A 17,679-nucleotide genomic window follows, 5' to 3' on the forward strand; every position below is an offset into this window, starting at 1 on the left:
CCATCCCACTGACGAGAGAATACACATGCTAAAAACTACCCTGATTTCGAGCGCCGTTGCCGGCGCCGTGCTGGTACTGGCTATGCCAGCCCAAGCCGCCACCGCGCCTGTCACCGTGCGCGGCGTCGTTTCCGGTACCTGGTTCACGCCGCCGGTTATCTCCAACTCGCCGAGCGCCAGCGCCGCCTCCAGCACCGTCGCCTCGGTGTTCCAGTCGGTCAAAGTCTGCATTGACGCCAACGACAACGGCGTCTGCGACGCCGGCGAAGCCAGTACCTTGAGCAAGGCCGACGGCAGCTTCCTGCTGGCCACCCGTACGCCGGGCGCACTGGTGGCCGAAGTGTCGACCTCCTCGATCAACGGCGGCCACGCCGTCGCCCAACGCATGGTGCTGCGCGCCGCCGCCGACCAGGTATCGGCCGCGCTGATCAACCCACTGGTGCCGGCCAAGGTCGCGATCTCGCCGCTGACCACCGAAGCGGTGCGCATGATGGAAGAGGACCATATCAGTTTTGAATCGGCCAAGAACAACCTGGCCACGCGCCTGAACGTTTCGTCCGACACCGTGCTGGCCGACATGACCGCCGCCGGCGCCGACCTGCTGAAGGAGTCCGTCATCCTCAGCAACCGCTTCGCCTTCGCCGCCAGGATGGTGGATCGCCATGACGTATCGCCAGCCGCACTGGCTGTGGACCCTGGCGCCACCGGCCCTGCGATCACGATGAAGGAAGCGCAGCAGGCCGCGATGAATCTGGAAGGCATTCCCCGCTACGACCACGTGTTCATGATAGTCCTGGAAAACAAGGCCACGTCGTCGATCAAGAACTCGGTCTACGCGCCGCGCATCAACGCCTATCTCAACGCCGGCAACCAGTTCACCAGCTACTACGCCACCGGCAATCCCAGCGAACCGAATCGCCTGGCCTTCGCATCGGGCGACGACTTCGGCATCACCGACGACAGCGCCTTCAACTGCTACCCGAACGGCACCGCCGCCGCCAACGCGATTGAAGACCTGCCGCTGCCGCCAGGCGTGAGCGCCTGTACCAACGCCACCAACCACAATATCAAGGGCAAGCCGAATCTGTTCAACGCCTTGACCAGCAAGGGCATGAGCTGGCGCGTCTACAGCGAGTCGAAGAATCCGGGCGCCGACTGGCGCAAGGACGGCACCGCAAACGCCGCCATCGTCGCCCCCGACAATCTGTACACGGCCGGTGAGCCGGTTGGCGCCATCGGCACGCCTGGCCTGCAAGTACGCCTTGCCGGCGCGCTGTACGCGGCCAAGCACAATGGCAGCGTGTTCTTCCAGAACGTGCGCAGCTCGCCGGAGTTCCTGCAAAATAACCGCACGCTGGGCGGCGGCCAATGGGATGCGGCGCTGGCGGCGATCGCGCCGACCGGCTGGAATGCCGACCAGTTCGGAGACGACCTGCAAAGCGGCGACGTCGGCCAGATCAACATCCTGGAACCGGACCAGTGCGACGACATGCACGGCGTGACGCTGGTCGGTACCCTGCCTGGCAGCAGCACCACCAAGGCGGCCAGCGACTGCTCCGGCAATCCGCTGATCTATCGCGGCGATAAGTACACGGATTACCTGATCAAGAAGATCCAGGCTTCGCCGCTGTGGAACAATCCGCAAAAGCGCGTCGCCATCGTCATGATGTTCGACGAAGGCACGGCCACCAGCGGCTTCAATTCCTGCTGCGGCTGGAACACCAGCGGCACGCCGGCGGCACTGGGCCCGTTGGTGCGCAACGCGGACGGCAGCGTGTCGGTGGAAGCGGTCACCAACTACAAGCAGGGTAACAAGGGCCACGGCACCAGCATCTTCGGCGTATTGAACAACCAGCCGGGCGCGCCGAAGGGCGTGGTCGACAGCGACGCCTACAGCCACATCTCGCTGGTGCGCACCTTGCAGGACATGTTCCAGCTGGCCGATCCTGCGGACGACTGGTCGTACATGAACCGTTCCAAGTACAGCCAGAAGTTCATCGTATCGAACATCCTGAACCTGCCGGAATACGCAGGCAGCGCCGATGCGCACTTCGATGCGGTGCGTCCGATGAATCACTCGTATGTGATCCCGGCCGGCTACGTGCAGAAGAACGGCTACCCAACCATCAAGCAGGTCGGCCCGGACGGCGATCAGCGTAACGGCTGGGCGCTCAAATAAATGAAACTGGCACTGATATTTGTGCTCAGCGTGGCGGCGGCGCAAGCCGTCGCTGCGCCGGCGGTGGCGCCGTTGAGCGCCGCCGCCGACATCGGCAAGCAGATGTTTTTCGATCAAACCCTGTCGGGCTCCGGCAAAATGTCCTGCGCCACCTGCCACGACCCTGCGAGCGCCCACGCGCCGCCGAACAAACTGGCGGTGCAGCTGGGCGGCGCCAGGCTGACCACGGCCGGCGTGCGCGCGACGCCGTCGCTGCGCTACCAGGAATACACGCCGCCGTATGAGGATATGCTGGACAACCCGGACGGCATCAGCACGCCGGGGCCAGGCGGCGGGCACACGCAGGACGGCCGCGCCGCCACGCTGGCCGAGCAGGCGCGCATACCGCTGCTGGCGAAGCATGAAATGGCGAACAAGAGCGCGGCCGACGTGGTGCGCAAGCTGCGCGCCTCGGCATACGCGGAGCAGTTCCGCCAGGCGTATGGCCAGGACGTGTTCAGGAACGACAAGGCGGCCTTCCAGCACGCGCTGGAGGCGCTGCAGGCGTACCAGCTGGAGGACAACAGCTTCCACCCATACAGCAGCAAGTACGATCTGTACTCCAGCAACAAGATCGGCGGCGACCTGACGGCGCAGGAGATGCGCGGCTTTGCTGTCTACAGCGATCCAAACAAGGGTAACTGCTTTGCGTGCCACTACAACGGCGCGGGCTTGAACGGCAGCGTCAAGCTGTTCACCGACTTTACCTATGCGGCGATAGGCGTCCCTCGCAACAAGGACATCCCGGCCAATATGAAGGCCGCCTATTTCGACCTGGGCATCTGCGAGCGTCCCGACCATCCGCGTCCGGCCAGCGGCAAGTACTGCGGCATGTTCAAGACGCCGACGCTGCGCAACGTCGCCACGCGCTCGGCCTTCTTCCACAACGGTGCGTTGAAAAATCTGAAGGACGTGATCCGCTTCTACAACACGCGCGACACCAATCCTGAGCGCTGGTATCCGACCGTCAAAGGCGTGGTGCAAAAGTATAACGACCTGCCCAAGCGCTATCGCGCCAACCTGGATCAGCAGATGCCGCTCGATGGCCGCAAGCGCGGCAGCGAGCCGCCGATGACCGAGCAGGAAATGCAGGACCTGGAAGCTTTCCTCAACACGCTGACCGATAACGACCTGGTGGTAAAAAAATGAAGATGATTTTGATCGTCACAGCTGCTGTTTTCACGCACGCCGCGCACGCCGCGCCGCAGCCCAGCAACAAGGCGCTGGCGGCAGGCTTGGCCAAATACCTGGCGCAGCAAGGCGACGTTTGCGTCGGCAAGTTCGATTGGCCCATCGACGTGGCTGCGGGCGACGCCGAGGCGGGCAGCCGCGATGCGGTGCAGCTGCCGGTGCTGGCGCAGCTTGGGTTGGTGGAGGCGGTCGGCGGAACGGTCGTGCGCCGCAATGCCGAAGGCGTCGAGCGGGAGGTGCCGGTGCAGCGTTATAGCCTGACCGAAGCGGGAAAAAAATTCTACCTGAAGCGTGACACCAGCACCGTCGCGCCGACCGGCGAGAAGATCGCGCGCACCGGCGATTTCTGCGTCGGAAAACTGGGCTTGGCGAAAGTGGTCGCGTGGGATGCTTCGACCGGAACGGCCAGCTACACCTACAAGTTCGCCGCCGCCCCGTGGATGCGCGAACCGGCCGCGCAGCAGGTGTTCCCGATGATCGCCCACATCATGCAGGGCGAGGGCCAGATGCAGATGAAGCAGCGCCTGCGTCTGGACAACGGCCGCTGGGTTGGCGTCAAAGAGTGAGCGGAATCAGTTCCGGCAGAGCGCCATTTTCGACCTGCGGGAACTGAATCCGGCGCGAGTCCACCTCGAACTCCAGGGGCACCGAGCGGTAGGCCGCCGTGTCTGTCCATCCTCGATTAGAATGCCTGTTCAATCTAAAAGGACGGCCACCCCATGAACCTATTTCGACGACTCCCTGCTTTGGGCGCTTTGCTGCTGGTGGTGGTCTGCACGCACGCCGTGGGCGCAACGCTATCACGAGCGGTCATCGCAGATCCCATCCGGGATGAAAAATATCCGGCGTTTAACCGGCAGTTGTTGATACCGAGCGGTGGCGTTGGAATGAATGCTTTGCTGATGCGGGCGGCCGGTAAAGGTCCCAAACCCACGTTGGTGCTGCTGCATGGTTTGCCGGGCAACGAGCAGAATCTCGATCTGGCGCAGGCGGTCCGCCGCGCAGGTTGGAACGTGCTGACGATGCACTATCGAGGAAGCTGGGGATCTCCCGGTAACTTCAGCATCGAAGGCGCCATTCAAGACGCGGAAGCGGCCATGGTCTTCCTGCGGCTGCCTGAGAACGCGACCAGGTTCAACATCAATACCGGTCGCGTGTTCGTCGGCGGTCACAGTATGGGAGGACTCGCGGCGGCGCTCTACGCCGCTGCTCACCCGGACGTCGCGGGTCTATTGTTGATCGATGCATGGAACGCAGGCAGTGATGGAAAAGATCTGCTGGCCCATCCCGACACGCTCGCCGCCCTGCTTGAGGGGCTGGGCGACGACATGGGTAACAGTCTGACAGGCACCGATCCGGCGCGTCTGGCCGAAGAGATGAAACGCCATGCCAATGACTGGGACTTGATGATGTTCGCCCCTGCGCTGGCGATACCACCGACTCTGGTGATTGGCGCCACTCGGGGAGGTGGTGCTGAAAATAAGGCACTGGCGGATGTGATACGGGCGCAGCACAAGCGCAGGATCAGCAGCCTCACTATCGACAGCGATCACTCTTTCGCCGACCACCGCATCGCCTTGTCGGCTGCGGTGGTCAACTGGCTGCAGCGTCAGACACCGACGAAGCCATAGACCGCACGTGCCCAGGCAGGCGTTGATGTCGGCGGTGGCGCAAGTGGCGTGGCGTTCTTTGAGCCGCGCCGTGGATGCGTGAGCCGGCCGATCGGTGTGCGCGAATAACCTTCGCCGCTATAGCCGGTATAAGCGCGGAGGGTGGTCATGTCACGCTGTCGTAACACGGCATCAATACACTTCCGCGTTCTTATTCATTCGACAGGAAGTGCCATGCCATCCTCCCGCTTCAACAGCGCCGCGCGCGCCATCGCCTTGTGCGGCGTCTTTGCCTTGCCTGCCGCACCGGCTTCCGCGCTGAACATCCTGCTGTGCAATGACGACGGTATCACCGCCGCCAACCTGCGCGCGCTGAAAACGAAGCTGGTCGCCGCCGGGCATAGCGTGGCGGTGGCCGCGCCCATCGACAATCAATCGGGCCGCGGCGGCTACATCGCCTTCCTGACCCCGATCGGCGCGCTGACCGGCAAGGAGCGCGGCGCAGTGGCGCTGGGCCTGGCCGCCGGGACTCCCGGCGTTGGCGTCGATGCCGGCGATGCCGATGTCTCCTACGTCAACGGCACGCCGGTTGCTGCTTGCCTGTACGGCGTCGACGTACTGGCCAAGAAGAAGTGGGGCGGCGCCCCCGACCTGGTGATCTCCGGCCCCAATGAAGGAAACAACACCGGCGCGATCAACGCCAGCAGCGGCACTTTCAATAACCTGGTCTACATGATCAATCGCGGTCTGCCGGCAATGGCCGTCAGCGACGCCACCACCACCCAGGTCACCTGGAGCGGCGCGCTGCCTGCATCGCATCGCGTGTATGAAGTGGCGGGCATCGTCGTCAAGCTGGTTGATACGCTGATCGCCAACAAGGCCAAGGCCGGCGGACTGCTGATGCCTGATGGCGTGGGGCTGAATGTCAACGTGCCGGACTTCAGCGCCGGCGCCGGCGCGGCGCTGCCGTACCGTTTCACCCGCATCGGTAAAGCCAGCAGCTACCTGCCGGCGTTCTATGAGAAGCTGTCGGACAGCCCGCTGGCAGTGGCTTCCGGCGTCAACTTCCCGGTGCCGGGCATCAGCCTGGCCACTGGCGGCACGGTGCTGCCGAGCGGTGTGACGCTGCCCAAGGACACCGCCGCGACGTCGGAAGACAATGTGATCGCCACGAAAACTGCGGTGACGATTTCTCCGGTCGAAGGCGTGCCGCAAGCGCGCCGCGCCTTTGAGGACGCGATGAAGATCAAATTGAACGGGATCGCGCAATGAACAACTCGATGAAGGTGGCCTTGCTGGCCGTGGTTGCCGGGCTGGCGGGATGCAATGGCTCGACCAATAACGAACCGCCGCCGACCAGCAGCGTGCCGGCGCTGGGCGAGGGCGCGCTGCAAGGTTATGCCAATGGCGACACGGTGTCCGGCGCCAGCATCTACACCAATAAGGATGGCAAGGGCTATGTGCTGCTGTCGGCCGACGGCGATGGTGCGGCCACGGTGATACATGTGGTGGATGGCAGCAAAGGCCGCCGTGTACCGGTGGCCGGCAGCGGCATGGTGACGCTGGCCTACGACCGCACCCAGGTGGTGGCGCTGAATGCGCTGTCGCCGTCCAACGCGGCCGGCAGCTATCAGGTCCTCATCGGCGGCAAGCCTGCGCTGTTCACGGTGGCCGCAGACGGCGCCATCAGCGCTGGCAGCAGCGATTGCAAACTGTCGGGCAAGGTGGACTTCACCGCCACCTACGGCGGCGCAGCGGCGCTGACGTTGACCGCCAGCGGCTGCGGCAGCTCCGCCGAAGGAAGCTACAAAGGCCTGGCACTGGCATCGGCAGACACGGCGCCCGCCGCGCTACAACTGGTTGGCGAAAACGGCAGCACGGTGCTGGACTTGCTGGCCTATCGCTGATGCTACAAAGGATGATGGGGTCAAGTCTGACATTCGGACACGAGCTCAGGCATTCAGGGCTACTCGGAAAAGTAATGATACTTGGAGACGACCCGGTGTTCCGCCGAGTAGCCTACGCCCCAGGCGCTGAGGAAGTGTTCGTAGCGCTCTTCAGTCACGCAACGGCCGTCGTTCTTGCCTCGGTACGATGAGTCGTCTCCCCACCAAAGGTTATCGCCGCAGGGACGCGATACGTCGGCCTTGCCCATCATCGCGATGACGTCTGCGCGTGTCGCGCCCAACTCGATGCGATCGAATATCTTGCCATCGCGGCCATCGCGCCAGGAGTTGAGTGCAAACGCACATATCAATACGACCGGGATACACAGTATCGCCAGTCCGGCGACGATTACCGCTCTCTGAAACCAGGCGTGCGGTTCAGCTCCACCTCGCAGATGTGATGCTGTCCATGCCCCGGCAATGATCGTCAGCCAGCATAAGCCGCCGTTCAATACGATATCGGAAGTGACGATGGGCGCCGCCATAATGCTGCCGAACAGCGGCATCCAGCCGATGGCAGCTGCCGCCATTGCTGGTCGCTTTGGGTACAAGGTCTGGATCGGGAATGCCGGTGCGGCGAACATGAGGGCCAGCGCGATCAGCTTTGCGCTGACGGGATGCGTCGGCAGTTCGCCAGGTAAGACGACGGAGCCGTAGAACCACAGCAGCACCATGCAGACGCCTATCGTGAGCAAGCCCGCTGCGTGCGCGGTGATGGCCAGGAAGCGCATCGCCTAACGTGCCGGTATCCAGTTCATCAGCCGGTCGTTCTGGGTTTGATACTGCTTGACCAGGCAGGCATTGATGTCGGCGGCGGTGGCGCAGGTGGCGTCGCGTTCCTTGAGCCATTTGCGCTGGAAGTCGCGCAGCTGGTTGCGGGCATCGATGGTGTCGTAGCCTTGGCGCAGTTCCTTGACCAGCTTGGCCAGCGCCAGATCCTGTTTGGCCAATGCCGCATCGGCGCAGATGGTTTTTTCAACCTTGGTGGCGGCAGCCTTGCAATCATAGGACGGACCGTCGGCTGCCGGTTCGAAGCGTGCCGCAGGCTTGAATTGCGCGGCGTCCATGCTGGTACTGGCGCCGGCACGGTCGATGAAAACAACGCTGACGGGTGCAACGTCGTTTGCGCTCATCCAGTCGATCAGTGCGCGGCGTGCCGGCGCTGGAATCTGTTGTGCGGACAGGCTGTTGGACCCGAGGCGCAGTTCGCCGTCGATGATATCCGCGCCCAGGCCTTGGCCGGTCTGGGTGTCGATCCAGAAGAAGCCCTTGAACGGACAGGCGTGCGCCTCGCAGGCCGATACGCTGACGTAGCGTTTATCCACCACAAACACCGGGTCCGGCGGGCCGCCCAGTCCCGACAGTACTTCCCTGGAAAATTTTCCGGGAAGGCGAGTCTCGATCAGCGACTTGGCGCGCTTGTCCCAGATGAAGGCATTGCTCGACTTGCCCTCGTAGCTTAACGGCCAGTCGATCGTGGTGGCGTGGGCCAGCGTGGACAGCGTCAGCGCCAGCAGGGCAATCAGTTTTTTCATTGGGCTTCCGTGAAGAGGCGCTTGAGTTTGCGGCCGCCTGTGATCTCGAAGCCGTGACGCTCATAGAACGCCAGGCTGCGGTCGAATTCCGGCAGCGGCGGGGTGCAGACTTCCAGCCGGTTCCAGCGCCGCTTGCGCGCCAGTTCCGCGGCGGCGTTCAGCAGCAGGCCGCCGACGCCGTTGGCGCGGAACGGCGGGGCGACAAAGAATTCCTGCATGGTCGCCAAGGCGCCCTCCGCGTACAGCGCGCGGCCTTCGGAGATGCCGACGAAACCAATCGCCTCGCCTTCCGCAATCGCGATCAGCGCGAGGTATTTTTCCTCGCGCAGCAGGGCGTGGCACAGGCTGGCGGTTTTCTGCGGGTCCAGGTTGAAGGTTTTCACGCCCAGGCGCTGGGAAATCTCTTCGGTCAGCGCAACGGCCATCGCGGCGATCGCCGCTGCATCTTCAGGAACGGCCAAGCGTATTCTCGTATCGGTCATTGCGTTGATTCTTTAGTCGTAAGGTTAAACAGCATAGCAGTTTGCGATCCGCGAATACTCGCGCATTCTCACGGACGGGGAAAGAGGCAAAAAAAAACCGCCTGCACCGAACGCGATCTTGAGCGCGCTCAGGCAGGCGGACTTTCCTGACATACCGCTGTTAGCCGGCCAGCTTGGCCTTCAGCAGCTCGGTCAGCTGCGCCGGGTTGGCTTTGCCGCGCGAGGCTTTCATCGCCTGGCCGATCAACGAGTTGAGCGCCGCTTCCTTGCCCGCGCGGTACTGCTCCACCGATTTCTCGTTGGCGGCGATGACGTCGTTGACGATCGCTTCCAGCGCGCCGGTGTCGGAGATCTGCTTCAGGCCCTTGGCTTCGATGATGGCGTCAACCAGGTTCTCGTCCGTGGATTTGGCTTCCCACATGCCGGCGAAAACTTCTTTCGCGGCCTTGTTGGAGATGGTGCCGTCGGCGATGCGCTTCAGCATGGCGGCCAGCTGCACCGCCGATACCGGCGATTGATCCAGGTCCACGCCTTCGCGGTTCAAGGTCGACGAGACGTCGCCCATCAGCCAGTTGGCGGCGGCCTTGGCGTTTTCCTTGCCGGCCTTGTCCACCACGGCGACGAAGTAGGTCGCCATCGCCTTCGATGCGGTCAGCACCAGCGAGTCATATTCCGGCAGCGCGTATTCGCTGACGAAGCGCGCGCGCATGGCGGCCGGCAGCTCCGGCATCGAAGCCTTCACCTTGGCGATCCACTCGTCGGAGATGACCAGCGGCGGCAGGTCCGGGTCCGGGAAGTAGCGGTAGTCCTGCGCGTCTTCCTTGCTGCGCATTTCGCGGGTTTCCTTGCGGTCCGGATCGTACAGGCGGGTGGCTTGAACCACCTTGCCGCCGTCTTCGATCAACTCGATCTGGCGGCGCACTTCAACGTGCACGGCTTCTTCGATGAAGCGGAACGAGTTCAGGTTCTTGATCTCGCAGCGGGTGCCGAGTTTCTCATCGCCTTTGCGACGCACCGAAACGTTGACGTCGCAGCGGAACGAACCTTCCTGCATGTTGCCATCGCAGACGCCCAGCCACATCACCAGCGAGTGCAGCGCCTTGGCGTAGGCCACGGCTTCAGCGGCGCTGCGGATTTCCGGCTCGGAGACGATTTCCAGCAGCGGCGTGCCGGCGCGGTTCAAGTCGATGCCGCTCATGCCGGCGTAGTCTTCGTGCAGCGATTTGCCGGCGTCTTCTTCCAGGTGGGCGCGCGTCAGGTTGACGGTCTTGGTGACGAATTCGCCATCCTTCTCGAAACCGAAGGTCAGCGAGCCGCCGATGACGACAGGGTCTTCGAACTGGCTGATCTGGTAGCCCTTGGGCAGGTCGGGATAGAAGTAGTTCTTGCGGGCGAAGATGGACGCCGGAGCGATCTTCGCGCCGACCGCCAGGCCGAAGCGAATCGCGCGGTCCACCGCCTGCTTGTTCATCACCGGCAGTACGCCAGGCAGCGCCAGGTCCACAGGGCTGGCTTGCGTGTTGGCGTCGGCGCCGAACTTGATCGGCGATCCGCTGAAAATTTTAGATTCGGTCGTGAGCTGCACGTGGTTCTCAAGACCGATGACGACTTCCCATTCCATATTGTTCTCGCTTATGTTTGCTTGTCGTTCCCGCGAAAGCGGGAATCCATACTCAGCATGGATTCCCGCTTTCGCGGGAATGACGTTGATCTTAGATGCCGGCAGGTGCGCGGGTGTGCCAGTCGGTCGCCAGCTGGTACTGGTGGGCGACGTTCAGCAGTTTCGCCTCGCCGAAATGCTTGCCGATGATCTGCAATCCCACCGGGCGGTTCTTGGCGCCGAAGCCGACCGGAATCGACATGCCAGGCAAGCCGGCCAGGCTGGTGGACAGCGTGTAGATGTCGGCCAGGTAAGCGGCGACCGGGTCGTCGGACTTGTCGCCCAGGTCCCAGGCCACGGTCGGCGCGACCGGTCCCATGATGACGTCGCAGACGGCGTTAGGGCCGTTCAGCACCGCTTCGAAATCCTGCGCGATCAGGCGGCGGATCTTTTGCGCCTTCAGGTAGTAGGCGTCGTAGTAACCGTGGCACAGCACATAGGTGCCGACCATGATGCGGCGTTTGACTTCGGCGCCAAAGCCTTCGGCGCGGGTCTTGCGGTACATGTCCGAAAGGTCCTTGTACTCCGACGCGCGGTGGCCGTAGCGTACGCCGTCGAAGCGCGACAGGTTGGACGAGGCTTCGGCCGGCGCGATCATGTAGTAGGCCGGGATCGACAGCGCGGTGTTCGGCAGCGAGATGTCGACCAGGGTCGCGCCCATTTCGACGTACTTGGCCAGCGCTGCGCGCACGGCGTCTTCCACGTCCTTGGCCAGGCCTACACCGAAGTATTCCTTCGGCACGCCGATGCGCAGGCCTGCCAGCGGCTGGCCCAGTTCGCGTGTGTAGTCTTCGTCGATGCCGCCCATTTCAGGCGTCAGCGAGGTCGAGTCGCGTTCGTCGAAGCCGGCCATGGCGTTGAGCAGCAGCGCGCAGTCTTCGGCGGTTTGCGCCATCGGGCCGCCCTGGTCCAGCGACGAGGCGAAGGCGATCATGCCGAAGCGCGATACGCGGCCGTAGGTCGGCTTGATGCCGGTGATGCCGCAGAACGCGGCCGGCTGGCGGATCGAGCCGCCGGTGTCGGTGCCGGTGACGGCCGGCGCCAGGCGCGCGGCCACGGCGGCGGCGGAACCGCCGGAGGAGCCGCCAGGCACGGCGTTCTTGTCCCACGGGTTTTTCACCGGACCGAAGGCCGAGTTTTCATTGGCCGAGCCCATGGCGAATTCGTCGCAGTTCAATTTGCCCAGCGTGACCATGCCGGCCGCGCGGAATTTTTCCACCACGGTGGCGTCGAAAGGGCTGACGTAGTTGGCCAGCATTTTCGAGCCGGCGGTCGAGCGCCAGTCGCGGGTGACGAAGATGTCCTTGTGGGCGATCGGCACGCCGGTCAGCGCGGTGGCGGTGCCGGCGGCGATGCGGGCGTCCGCTTCGGCCGCTTGCGCCAGGGTCAGCGCACGGTCCACGTGCAGGAAGGCGTTCAGGTCGCTCTTTTCGATACGGTCGAGGAAGTGCGTCGCCAGTTCGGTGGCGGTGATGGCTTTGCTTTGCAGCAGCGCGGACAGCTCTTTAATGGTTTTGGTGTGCATGGCGTTTCAATTCAGATTCGTTGCGGCGTCGTCCCCGCGTAGGCGGGGATCCATGGAACGCTGGCCAAATTGGCTCAGCATGGGTTCCCGCCTGCGCGGGAACGACGGCGGTGTTACTCGATCACTTTCGGCACCAGGTACAGCCCGTCCTGGGTCTTGGGCGCGACGGCCTGGTAGTCGTCGCGGCGATTGGCTTCGGTGGCGACGTCTTCGCGCAGGCGCAGGGCGATGTTATTCATGTGCGCCGCCAGCGGGTGGCTCAGCGGGGCGACGCCGTCGGTGTCGACCGCCTGCATCTGTTCGGCCAGCGCAAAAATGCCGTTCAACTGGTCCAGCGCGGTGGCGCTCTGCTGCTCGCTCATCTCAAGTTGTGCCAGTTTGGCAATGCGTGTTACGTCGGATAGGGTCAGGGACATGGCGAATGGCGCGGACGGGCCGCGCAAGGTTTAATTGTTATATTGATAAAAAACTGGAAATTCTGCCTTTTCGCTGGCAAAAGAGAACGAATGCCGCTTAACTCGCGGACTCAACCGATACACTTTTGGCGGGATTTTCGGCAAATCGCATTCAAATTATAAGGTAGAATGGCGGGTTGATGCGTTGACGGCGCTGAATCATTGCTGCCGCCGCGTCACCACAGGATTTCTTTCTAACGGCTTACGCGCACACCAGTAGCGCCACAGGACACACATGTTTGGTTTTTTACGCAGGTATATTTCCACCGATCTGGCCATCGACTTGGGCACGGCCAACACTCTGATCTACGTTCGCGGCCAGGGCATCGTCCTGGACGAACCGTCGGTCGTCGCGATCCGCCAAGAGGGCGGCCCTAACGGCAAGAAGACGATCCAGGCAGTTGGTAAAGAAGCAAAGCAGATGCTGGGCAAGGTCCCAGGCAACATCGAGGCGATCCGCCCGATGAAAGACGGCGTGATCGCCGACTTCACCGTCACCGAACAGATGCTGAAACAGTTCATCCGCATGGTGCACGACTCCAAATTCTTCCGTCCTTCGCCGCGCATCATCATTTGCGTGCCGTGCGGTTCGACCCAGGTTGAACGCCGCGCGATCCGCGAATCGGCGCTGGGCGCCGGCGCTTCGCAGGTCTACCTGATCGAAGAGCCGATGGCTGCGGCGATCGGCGCCGGCCTGCCGGTGTCGGATGCCACCGGCTCGATGGTGGTCGACATCGGCGGCGGCACCACCGAGGTGGGCATCATCTCGCTGGGCGGCATGGTCTACAAAGGTTCGGTGCGCGTGGGCGGCGACAAGTTCGACGAAGCCATCGTCAACTACATCCGCCGCAACTACGGCATGCTGATCGGCGAGCAGACCGCTGAGGCGATCAAGAAGGCCATCGGTTCGGCCTTCCCGGGTTCGGAAGTGAAGGAAATGGAAGTCAAGGGCCGCAACCTGTCCGAAGGCATCCCGCGCTCGTTCACGATTTCGTCCAACGAGATCCTGGAAGCGCTGACCGACCCGCTGAACAACATCGTTTCGGCCGTGAAGAACGCGCTGGAACAGACGCCGCCGGAACTGGGCGCCGACATCGCGGAAAAAGGCATGATGCTGACCGGCGGCGGCGCGCTGCTGCGCGACCTGGATCGCCTGCTGATGGAAGAAACCGGCCTGCCGGTGCTGGTGGCGGAAGATCCGCTGACCTGCGTGGTGCGCGGCTCGGGCATGGCGCTGGAGCGGATGGACCAGCTGGGCTCGATCTTCTCCTACGAATGATCTGACAAGACGGGGCCGCGAAACAGCGGCCCCGATGCATTGGGATGAGTTGACAGTCTCGTTGGCGCGCGAGCGCCGGATTATTGGAAGTCATGGAATACAGTCCTCCGCCACTTTTCAAGCAAGGCGCCTCCGCCCGCGTCAAGATGACGGTATTCGCGTGCATATCGATTGCGCTGCTGCTGGTCGATTCACGCATGCACACCTTGACCACGGTGCGCAAAGCGGCAGCTACCGTGCTGTATCCGCTGCAAATGGCAGCCTTGCTGCCGCGCGACGCCATCTACGGCGTCGGCGACTATTTCTCTACCTTGTCGTCGCTGGAAAAGCAGGTGCGCGAGCTCAAACGCCAGCAGATCGCCGGCGCGCTGGTGCTGCAGCAAGCCCAGCTCCAAACCGCTGAAAACGGCCAGCTGCGCCGCCTGATGGACGCGCGCGAGCATCTGCCGGTGAAATCGATGCTGGCCGAGATCCTGTACGACGCGCGCGACGTCAACAGTCGCAAGGTGATCCTCGACCGCGGCACCCAGCAAGGCGTGGCGCTCGGCCTGCCGGTGATCGACAACCAGGGCGTGGTCGGCCAGGTCACGCGCGTGTTCCCCTTTACTTCCGAAGTGACGCTGCTGACTGATAAGGAGCAGGCCATACCGGTGCAGCTGCTGCGCAACGGCTTGCGCAGCGTGGCCTATGGACGCGGCAAGTCCGGCGCGCTGGAGCTGCGCTTCACGGCGCCCAACGCGGACATCCAGGTGGGCGACATCGTCGTCACTTCCGGCCTGGACGGGGTCTACCCGGCCGGCCTGGCGGTGGCGCGGGTGAGCCAGGTGGAAAACAGCGCGGCCGGTTCCTTCGGCGGCGTGGTGTGCCAGCCGCTGGCCGGCATCTCCAACAATACGCAGCTGCTGATCCTGATGTCGGCGCCGGAGATGCCTCCGCGTCCGCCGGATGAAGAGCTGCGCGCGCTCAAGAAGCACAACAACAAGATGGCGCCGATCAAGGAGGCGCCGAAAGAGGGCGTCGACCCGGCGCCCGCCGGCGCCGCACCTGCGCCTGCGCCGGCCGGTCCGCCCGGCCTGATGCCGGTCATGCCGCCGCCAGCTCCCAAGCAGGCGCCGGCCGCCGCTGCGACCACGCCTGCCGTTACGCAGCCCGCTGCACCAGCGGCCGCGCCAGCTGCCGCACCGGCGGCGACCCAGCCTGCGCCAGCCACCACTACACCGAAGGAGCCGGCACGATGAACCGTCCCCACTATATCCTGCTGCCAGTCAGCCCGCTGTTCATCGCCTTCAGCCTGTTCTGCGCTTTTCTACTGAACCTCCTCCCCTGGGGGAACTTCATCGGCGTGCCGGACTTCGTGGCGCTGGTGCTGGTGTTCTGGGGCGTGCACCAGCCGCGCAAGGTCGGCATCGGCACCGCCTTCTTCCTCGGCCTGCTGATGGACGTGCATGACTCGACGCTGCTGGGCGAGAACGCGCTGGCCTACACGCTGCTGTCCTACTTCGCGATCATGCTGCATCGGCGGGTGCTGTGGTTCCCGCTGCTGACGCAGGCCATGCACGTGTTCCCGCTGCTGCTGATGGCGCAGTCGGTGCAACTGATCGTGCGCTTCTTCGTGTCCGGCAAATCCCCCGGCTGGTTCTACTTCGTCGAAAGTATCATCGCCGTGGCCCTGTGGCCGCTGGCGACCTGGCTGCTGTTGGCGCCGCAGCGCCGCGCGGTCGACCGCGACCACACCCGTCCGATCTGACGCCCCGGTCGAGAAGTGACTGAGCACCATGACTGAGTACCATGACTGAACTCAAGGACAACCAACGCGAGCTGCACCAGTTCCGCCTGCGCCTGACGGTGCTGGGCGCGCTGGTGTTCTTCTGCTTCGCCTCTTTGCTGGCGCGCTTCATCTGGCTGCAGGTCTACAAGCATAGCGACTACGTCGCCCAGGCCGAAGAGAACCGCATCGCCATCGTTCCGATCGAACCGAATCGCGGCCTGATTTTGGACCGCAACGGCGTGGTCCTGGCGCGCAACTACTCGGCCTTCACGCTGGAGATCACGCCCTCCAAGCTGAGCGCCACGCTGGACGAAACCATCGACGAGCTGTCCAAGCTGATCACGGTGGAGACCAAGGACCGCAAGCGCTTCAAGAAGCTGCTGGAGGAATCCAAGGGCTTCGAGAGCGTGCCGCTGCGCACCCGCCTGACCGACGAGGAAGTGGCGCGCTTTTCGGCGCAGCGCTTCCGCTTCCCCGGCGTGGAGGTGCAGGCGCGCCTGTTCCGCCAGTATCCGCTGGGCGAGATCGCCTCGCACGTGATCGGCTACATCGGCCGCATCAACACCACCGAGGCCAAGGCCATCGCCGACACCGAGGATGCCGCCAACTACAACGGTACCGACCATATCGGCAAGGAAGGCCTGGAGAAAAGCTACGAGAAGCAGCTGCACGGCATCACCGGCTACGAGGAAGTGGAGAAGTCGGCCGGCGGCCGCGCCATCCGCACCTTGTCGCGCACGCCCGCCACGCCTGGCAGCAATTTGATCCTGTCGATCGACATCGAGCTGCAAAAGGTGATCGAGGAAGCCTTCGGCGAATGGCGCGGCGCGCTGGTCGCCATCGAGCCGGAGACCGGCGACATCCTGGCCTATGTGTCGCGGCCCGGCTACGATCCCAACCTGTTCGTCGACGGGATCGACTCGCAAAGCTGGAACGAACTCAATACCTCGCTGGACAAGCCGATGGTGAACCGTCCGCTGTCGGGCACCTATCCTCCGGGTTCCACCTTCAAGCCTTTCATGGCGCTGGCCGCGCTGGAACTGGGCAAGCGCACGCCGGGCCAGACCATCTTCGATCCGGGCTCGTTCACGCTGGGCGGCCACAAGTTCCGCGACGATAAGCCGGGCGGCCACGGCACGGTCGACATGTACAAGTCCATCGTCGAATCCTGCGACACCTACTACTACATCCTCGGCAACGAGTTGGGCATCGACGCCATCAGCGATTTCATGAAGCCGTTCGGCTTCGGCCAGCTGACCGGCATCGACCTGGAACACGAGAAGCAGGGCGTGCTGCCTTCCAAGGAATGGAAGCGCAACCGCTTCAAGAAGAATGTGGCGGCGCAGAAGTGGGTCGGCGGCGACACCATTTCCATCGCCATCGGCAACGGCTTCAACACCTACACGCCCTTGCAGATGGCGCACGCGGTATCCAACCTGGCCAACAACGGCATCGTCATGAAGCCGCACCTGGTGAAGATCATCGAGGACAGCGTCACGCGCGCGCGCAAGCTGACGGTGCCCAAGGAAAGCTACCGCATCCCGCTCAAGCAGGAGCATATCGACATCATCAAGAACGCCATGGTGGGCGTGACCACCGGCGGCACGGCGGCGCGCGCCTTCGCCGGCGCCGGCTACACCTCGGGCGGCAAGACCGGCACCGCGCAGCTGGTGGCGATCAAGAAGAACGAGAAGTACAACGCCAACCTGATCGCCGAACGCCTGCGCGACAACGCGCTCTACACCGCCTTCGCCCCGGCCGACAAGCCGCGCATCGCCATCGCGGTGGTGGTGGAAAACGGCGGCTTCGGCGCCGGCGTGGCCGCGCCCATCGTGCGCAAGGCGCTGGACTACTACCTGCTGGGCAAACGCCCGAACGAAAAAGAAACCACCCGCGTGCCGAAGGAAGACGCCGAGCTGCGCTCCGTGCAGGACGTCCAGGCCGAGCAGGGCGTCAGCGACGAGAAGAAGCCGGGCGCTGAAACTCCCGGCAACAAGGAATAAAGGACCC

16 protein-coding genes are annotated in these 17,679 nt (G+C 63.6%); 10 read left to right on the forward strand and 6 right to left on the reverse strand.

Annotated elements, in window-relative coordinates; all coding sequences use genetic code 11:
* The first annotated feature begins 25 nt into the window (after nt 1–25).
* The 6 genes from V6M89_RS17855 (at nt 26) to V6M89_RS17880 (ending at nt 6,926) form a co-directional block, all read left to right on the forward strand.
* On the forward strand, nt 26–2,179 hold the full coding sequence (locus V6M89_RS17855; RefSeq protein WP_332854423.1) for an alkaline phosphatase family protein: 2,154 nt from the start codon (nt 26–28) through the stop codon (nt 2,177–2,179).
* Entirely contained in the window at nt 2,180–3,367 is a 1,188-nt protein-coding gene (locus V6M89_RS17860) for a cytochrome-c peroxidase (RefSeq protein ID WP_332854424.1), read from the forward strand.
* Entirely contained in the window at nt 3,364–3,975 is a 612-nt protein-coding gene (locus tag V6M89_RS17865) for a hypothetical protein (protein ID WP_332854425.1), read from the forward strand. Before V6M89_RS17860 ends, V6M89_RS17865 begins: the two co-directional genes overlap by 4 nt.
* Before the next feature lie 153 nt (nt 3,976–4,128).
* Nucleotides 4,129–5,040, forward strand: a complete 912-nt coding sequence (locus V6M89_RS17870) for an alpha/beta hydrolase family protein (RefSeq protein WP_332854426.1) — start codon at nt 4,129–4,131, stop codon at nt 5,038–5,040.
* A gap of 213 nt (nt 5,041–5,253) precedes the next feature.
* Nucleotides 5,254–6,291, forward strand: coding sequence for a 5'/3'-nucleotidase SurE (locus tag V6M89_RS17875; protein WP_332854427.1), 1,038 nt, complete (start codon nt 5,254–5,256; stop codon nt 6,289–6,291).
* Complete coding sequence (locus V6M89_RS17880; protein WP_332854428.1) at nt 6,288–6,926, forward strand: hypothetical protein; 639 nt, start codon at nt 6,288–6,290, stop codon at nt 6,924–6,926. The genes V6M89_RS17875 and V6M89_RS17880 overlap by 4 nt, the downstream gene beginning before the upstream one ends.
* Nucleotides 6,927–6,985: 59 nt before the next feature.
* Here the strand turns inward: V6M89_RS17880 and V6M89_RS17885 are convergent, their stop codons facing one another.
* The 6 genes from V6M89_RS17885 to gatC all read right to left on the reverse strand — a co-directional run bounded on the left by V6M89_RS17885 (nt 6,986) and on the right by gatC (nt 12,583).
* Complete coding sequence (locus tag V6M89_RS17885) at nt 6,986–7,696, reverse strand: hypothetical protein (RefSeq protein ID WP_332854429.1); 711 nt, start codon at nt 7,694–7,696, stop codon at nt 6,986–6,988.
* A gap of 3 nt (nt 7,697–7,699) precedes the next feature.
* A complete protein-coding gene (locus tag V6M89_RS17890) occupies nt 7,700–8,500 on the reverse strand; it encodes a lysozyme inhibitor LprI family protein (protein WP_332854430.1) in 801 nt (266 codons plus the stop codon).
* Entirely contained in the window at nt 8,497–8,961 is a 465-nt protein-coding gene (locus tag V6M89_RS17895; protein WP_332854431.1) for a GNAT family N-acetyltransferase, read from the reverse strand. The genes V6M89_RS17890 and V6M89_RS17895 overlap by 4 nt, the downstream gene beginning before the upstream one ends.
* A 181-nt stretch (nt 8,962–9,142) precedes the next feature.
* Entirely contained in the window at nt 9,143–10,618 is a 1,476-nt protein-coding gene (gene gatB / locus V6M89_RS17900) for an Asp-tRNA(Asn)/Glu-tRNA(Gln) amidotransferase subunit GatB (protein ID WP_332854531.1), read from the reverse strand.
* A gap of 76 nt (nt 10,619–10,694) precedes the next feature.
* Nucleotides 10,695–12,167: an Asp-tRNA(Asn)/Glu-tRNA(Gln) amidotransferase subunit GatA gene (gene gatA, locus V6M89_RS17905; RefSeq protein ID WP_332854432.1), complete on the reverse strand. Its 1,473-nt coding sequence runs from the start codon at nt 12,165–12,167 to the stop codon at nt 10,695–10,697.
* Between the two features lie 113 nt (nt 12,168–12,280).
* Nucleotides 12,281–12,583 carry an Asp-tRNA(Asn)/Glu-tRNA(Gln) amidotransferase subunit GatC gene (gene gatC / locus V6M89_RS17910; RefSeq protein ID WP_332854433.1) on the reverse strand — a complete coding sequence of 101 codons (303 nt, stop codon included), beginning with the start codon at nt 12,581–12,583 and terminating at the stop codon, nt 12,281–12,283.
* A gap of 274 nt (nt 12,584–12,857) precedes the next feature.
* Between gatC and V6M89_RS17915 the strand changes: the two genes are divergently transcribed.
* The 4 genes from V6M89_RS17915 (at nt 12,858) to mrdA (ending at nt 17,672) form a co-directional block, all read left to right on the forward strand.
* Complete coding sequence (locus V6M89_RS17915; RefSeq protein WP_008445008.1) at nt 12,858–13,901, forward strand: rod shape-determining protein; 1,044 nt, start codon at nt 12,858–12,860, stop codon at nt 13,899–13,901.
* Between the two features lie 92 nt (nt 13,902–13,993).
* Nucleotides 13,994–15,139 (forward strand): rod shape-determining protein MreC, encoded by a 1,146-nt coding sequence (mreC, locus tag V6M89_RS17920; RefSeq protein ID WP_332854434.1) that lies wholly within the window; start codon nt 13,994–13,996, stop codon nt 15,137–15,139.
* Entirely contained in the window at nt 15,136–15,648 is a 513-nt protein-coding gene (gene mreD / locus V6M89_RS17925; RefSeq protein WP_332854435.1) for a rod shape-determining protein MreD, read from the forward strand. The genes mreC and mreD overlap by 4 nt, the downstream gene beginning before the upstream one ends.
* A 41-nt stretch (nt 15,649–15,689) precedes the next feature.
* Nucleotides 15,690–17,672, forward strand: a complete 1,983-nt coding sequence (gene mrdA / locus V6M89_RS17930; protein WP_332854436.1) for a penicillin-binding protein 2 — start codon at nt 15,690–15,692, stop codon at nt 17,670–17,672.
* Nucleotides 17,673–17,679 lie beyond the last annotated feature (7 nt).

Source organism: Duganella sp. S19_KUP01_CR8, assembly GCF_036688705.1.
In the GTDB taxonomy this organism is placed as follows: domain Bacteria; phylum Pseudomonadota; class Gammaproteobacteria; order Burkholderiales; family Burkholderiaceae_D; genus Rugamonas.

Excerpts from the sequence above, each read along its gene's own strand:
- V6M89_RS17875 (WP_332854427.1), top strand. The coding sequence starts at position 5,254 with ATGCCATCCTCCCGCTTCAACAGCGCCGCGCGCGCCATCGCCTTGTGC.
- gatA (WP_332854432.1), bottom strand. The coding sequence starts at position 12,167 with ATGCACACCAAAACCATTAAAGAGCTGTCCGCGCTGCTGCAAAGCAAA.
- mreC (WP_332854434.1), top strand. The coding sequence starts at position 13,994 with ATGGAATACAGTCCTCCGCCACTTTTCAAGCAAGGCGCCTCCGCCCGC.
- V6M89_RS17860 (WP_332854424.1), top strand. The coding sequence starts at position 2,180 with ATGAAACTGGCACTGATATTTGTGCTCAGCGTGGCGGCGGCGCAAGCC.
- mrdA (WP_332854436.1), top strand. The coding sequence starts at position 15,690 with ATGACTGAACTCAAGGACAACCAACGCGAGCTGCACCAGTTCCGCCTG.
- V6M89_RS17915 (WP_008445008.1), top strand. The coding sequence starts at position 12,858 with ATGTTTGGTTTTTTACGCAGGTATATTTCCACCGATCTGGCCATCGAC.
- V6M89_RS17880 (WP_332854428.1), top strand. The coding sequence starts at position 6,288 with ATGAACAACTCGATGAAGGTGGCCTTGCTGGCCGTGGTTGCCGGGCTG.
- mreD (WP_332854435.1), top strand. The coding sequence starts at position 15,136 with ATGAACCGTCCCCACTATATCCTGCTGCCAGTCAGCCCGCTGTTCATC.
- V6M89_RS17885 (WP_332854429.1), bottom strand. The coding sequence starts at position 7,696 with ATGCGCTTCCTGGCCATCACCGCGCACGCAGCGGGCTTGCTCACGATA.
- V6M89_RS17855 (WP_332854423.1), top strand. The coding sequence starts at position 26 with ATGCTAAAAACTACCCTGATTTCGAGCGCCGTTGCCGGCGCCGTGCTG.
- V6M89_RS17890 (WP_332854430.1), bottom strand. The coding sequence starts at position 8,500 with ATGAAAAAACTGATTGCCCTGCTGGCGCTGACGCTGTCCACGCTGGCC.
- gatC (WP_332854433.1), bottom strand. The coding sequence starts at position 12,583 with ATGTCCCTGACCCTATCCGACGTAACACGCATTGCCAAACTGGCACAA.
- V6M89_RS17865 (WP_332854425.1), top strand. The coding sequence starts at position 3,364 with ATGAAGATGATTTTGATCGTCACAGCTGCTGTTTTCACGCACGCCGCG.
- V6M89_RS17870 (WP_332854426.1), top strand. The coding sequence starts at position 4,129 with ATGAACCTATTTCGACGACTCCCTGCTTTGGGCGCTTTGCTGCTGGTG.